This window comes from Frankia sp. AgB32 (assembly GCF_023243045.1).
Lineage (GTDB): Bacteria > Actinomycetota > Actinomycetes > Frankiales > Frankiaceae > Frankia.
Genome location: NZ_JALKFX010000130.1, coordinates 1 through 4115, shown reverse-complemented (window position 1 = coordinate 4115; position 4115 = coordinate 1). Strand labels below are relative to the sequence as shown.

Sequence of the window (4115 nt, the reverse complement as noted above, 5' to 3'; positions counted from 1 at the left end):
CCACGCCCGGAGCGGCCCACAACCACGCCCACGAACCCTCACCTACAGCAAGATCACTAAACCAGGTGAATGTTTACATCCGAATGAGGGTGCCAGAAAAAACTGTGTGCAGCTGAACCAGTCGACAGCGAAGAGAGACTGATCACGCCGGCGCCCGGTCGGTCGGGAACGTCGACACCACCGGAACCAGATGTGTTATGCCGCTTCCCGGCGGCGAACGCGCATCGCGACCGCGGCACGGCACCCTTCCGGGAGTCGCCGCCACCATCCGATACGTCCACGGCTCGATTTCGGGGCGAATGTCGCAAAAATGCGGTGGCGAGAGCCGATGCAGGGCGACGGGAAGACCGTGCGCGAGCTGGCGGAGCCCGACAAACAGGGACCTGAGCAGGCCGAAGTCGACTGAACGCAGCGCAGGAATGAATTATCCCGCTACCTGGAACGTCGCGGATCATAGTCGCTTGGTTATTCTCACGCCAGCGGTGCGGCACCGCCCTGGAGGTGGTCCGCGCACAGGCGCGACCGTCGGGCTGCCGGACCCGAAAGGATCGCGGGCAGCGCGGACAATGGGCACCCGTACGGCGGACGCATTCGTCGCCGTTTTCCCGCCGCGACGCGGACGGGCGCCGTTCCCGCACACCCGGACAATCCCCCACCTGTCCGGAAGCTGACCGGCACGGCCGCCCGCCCGCCGCTACCCGTCAGCGCGCGACGCGACGGTACTCCGCGACGATCGGTTCAAGTTCGGTCGGCGTCGCGCCGTGCATGATGACCCCGTCGCAGCCGAGGTCGAACTGGTTGCGGATGGCGTCGACGCACTGCCGCGGGCTGCCCGTGGCCGAGGGCGCGAGCCACTCCTGCGGAATGAGCGTGGCGACGTGCTCGAGCTGCTCCGTCGTCCCGACGATGTCCAGTCCGCGCACCCCGGACACGATCGGGTCCGCCAGGATCCGCTTGAGGACCTCGGTGTCCCAGCCGTTCGTGCGCACCAGCAGCTCGCCGTACCCCTGCAGGTAGGTGGCGAGCCGACCGACCAGCTTCATCAGCCGCCGGTCCGCCGGCACATGGTCGCTCACGGTGGCGAAGCACGACCAGACCTTCACCGACGCCGGGTCGCGCCCGGCCTGCTCGGCTGCCTCCTTCACCGTCTTCACGGCCTTCGCCGTGGTCTCGTCGGTGAAGAACGTGTGGAGGATGACCTCGTCGAAGCAGCGGCCGGCGAGCTTCAGGGTCTGCGGCCCGAACGCCACCAGGCTCATCGGCAGATGCTCGTCGAGCGACGCGTCGAGGTGCAGCACCGGCCAGGAACCGGCGGGCCCGTCATGGCCGAGGATGACCTCACCGCGGAACAGCCGGCGCATGATGCCGGCGAAGTCCTCCAACTGCGTGGTGGTGATCCGCGGGATACCGAAAGCGTCCTGCAACCCCGGGATACCCCGGCCGAGGCCCAGCACGAAGCGACCACCGGAGAGGCTCTGCATCGTCCGGGCAAAACCCGCCGTCACCATCGGATGGCGGGTGTTGTGGTTCGTCGCCGCCGTCTGGACGATGATCCGCTCGCTCGCCGCCGCCGCCGCGCCGGACAGCACGGCTGCTTCCTTCTTGTTGTAGCGCTCGGAGATGAACGCCGTACCGAGACCGAGCGCCTCGCCCTGGCTGACCTCCGCGAGCAGATCACGGGAGGTGGCCGGCTGGCCGGCCAGGGTGTAAAAGCCAAGATTCTCAAGCACGGAATCTGGTGCCGTCATGACTGGACTCCTAGATCAACGAACCTGGTGACGCGAACACCGTCATCCTCTCCGCCCAGGTCCGCAGGCGCCCGGCTTGTTCCTCGCCTGGTCCGACCGTCCGCACCGCCGTCAGCGGCCCGCGGGCTCGGGCGCCACCGATCCGCCGGGCGTCGCCTGCGTCGGCACCAAAGGGATCGACGGGATCGGCTCGCTCGCCACGGACTCGCGGGTGTTGCACAGCAGTGGGCCACCGCACCGGTCGGCGCCGTCCTTGACAGCGATGAGATTTGCGGCCACATACGGGATGTTGTTCTCCGCGTGCCACTCCGAGGGAAAGTAGGTGACCAGCCGTGAACTCTGGAACCTGGCGCGGATCTCGGGCACGAACGTCCGGTACTGGTCGTCGGTGTAGTACCAGAACGAGTTCTCGTTGTAATAGGCGAGGTGCGTCGGGTCCTGGTAAGCGCCGCGCCCGTCCGAGCTGGGAGTCTGGGTGAGCAGCATGCCGCCCGGGGCCAGCAGGCGGTAAAGCTCGTTGATCAGGGGCACCTTCTCCGGAACATACTGGAGGAAGTCGACCGCGCGGATGATGCCGACGGAGTTGTCCGGGAGATCCAGCCGCTCGGGCAGGGTCGCCACGATGTCGACCCCGTTGCCCGCGCGCTGGTCGACCCCCAGATAACCGGTCGGTTTGCGGTGCGCGGCGCCAAGGTCGAGCGCGAGCAGACCGCTGCGGGACGCCCACGCCAGCGCGTTGGCCTCTATGTACCGGTCGTACAGGGCGACGGTCTCCTGCTGGATGTGGGCGTTGATCTCGGCGTCGCTCTGGGTGTTGTCCGGATGCACACGCTGCAGATACAGGCAACGCGGGACATGGTGGAAGGCACCGGCCTGGAAGATCCGGCACATCAGGTCCTGGTCGTCGAGCACCAGCCGGTCCGCGTCGTAGCCCCCTACCTGGTCGTACGTCTCCCGGCGGAACGCGCGGACGTGGTTGGGGGCGTACCAGATGTAGGCGACGTTGTGCGGCGTGGGCGCCAGCGAGACGGCCTGGAGGACATCTCGGCCGTCCACGTCCACATCCTCGAAGACCCAGCCGTACGTCTCGTCGAACCGGCTCTCGTCGCGCCCCCCGTCCGCCGTGATCTGGGCGGCGTGGCTGTAGACGAACACGGCGCTCGGATTCTCGTCGAACGCCTTCGCCAGCTCCGTCAGACAGTCACTCGCCAGCAGGTCGTCATGGTCCAGCTCGACCAGGAACTCACCGCGGGCGAGTTCGCAGGCCCGGCGCTTCGCCGCACCCACCCCCCGTAGATTGTCTGCTATCTCCACCCTGATCCGGTCGTCCGGCATATCCGGCCGCCATCGGGCGCCGTTGTTCAGGAGCACGATCCACTCCCAGTCGGAACGGGTCTGCGCCCGCAGCGAGGCCAGGCATTCGTCCAGAAAGCGCGGCCGGTGACTTGGGGTGAAGACGGAGAATCTGGGTGTCGGTGACGTCATTGTTGATACCTGTCCAGAGGGCTGGAGATGCGGTGACGGTGTATGCGTTTCACCCGATGTATCGGGTCGAAACAGGCCAGCGGTCTGTCTCGCGGGCTGCGAGGTCCCGTACCTCGGTCCGAAGCTCCTTCCGGACCGGGCTGCGGACCAGGCCGCGCGCGCGCCCGCTCCCCCTGACGTGCTGAACGGATCGGCCGACGGGGCAGTGACCGGAGCGGTACGGACGGTACCCCCGCGCGGACGCGCGCGGGGGTACCGCCACTCGGTACGGTCGCGAGCCGATCGACTCGGCTCGCGATCACACTGCGTGCTGGACTACGGGGCGCAGATCACGTAAGCGGTGATGTTGTTGCCCTCCCCCTGGGAGGTGCGCTGGGCCTGCCAGCCGGTCGCCGGTCCGTTGCCGGTGAACACGGGCCGCGTAGCGGTCAGGACGCCTGTCTCCGCGAGGGCGCCTCCGCCGATGGCGAAGGGGGTGCTGGGATTGAAATCTATGCAGTTCGCCGTCGCGGTCCCGCCAGTGTTCGAGACGGTGTACACCCTGCTGCTGACGCCGACAGCCGGACCCTGAGTGCCCTGCGCACCCTGGGCACCCTGAGCACCCTGAGCACCCTGAGCACCCTGAGCACCCTGAGCACCCTGAGCACCCTGAGCACCCTGCGCGCCCTGGGCGCCCTGGTAGCCACGCGGACCCTGAGCGCCCTGGTAGCCACGCGGACCCTGCGCGCCCTGCGCGCCCTGCGCGCCCTGAGCACCCTGAGCACCCTGAGCACCCTGCGCACCCTGCGCACCCTGCGCACCCTGGGCGCCCTGGGCGCCCTGGTAGCCACGCGGACCCTGAGCGCCCTGGTAGCCACGCGGACCCTGCGCGCCCTGCGCGCC

3 protein-coding genes are annotated in these 4115 nt (G+C 68.3%); all 3 read right to left on the bottom strand.

Annotated features, from left to right (window positions below):
* Positions 1–701: 701 nt before the first annotated feature.
* Positions 702–1748, bottom strand: a complete 1047-nt coding sequence (locus MXD60_RS25870) for a TIGR03857 family LLM class F420-dependent oxidoreductase (protein WP_248822256.1) — start codon at positions 1746–1748, stop codon at positions 702–704.
* A 111-nt stretch (positions 1749–1859) separates the two neighbouring features.
* Positions 1860–3233 carry a glycosyltransferase gene (locus MXD60_RS25865; RefSeq protein WP_248822254.1) on the bottom strand — a complete coding sequence of 458 codons (1374 nt, stop codon included), beginning with the start codon at positions 3231–3233 and terminating at the stop codon, positions 1860–1862.
* A 315-nt stretch (positions 3234–3548) separates the two neighbouring features.
* The coding region (locus tag MXD60_RS25860) for a hypothetical protein (protein WP_248822245.1) at positions 3549–4115 on the bottom strand (567 nt) is incomplete at its 5' end.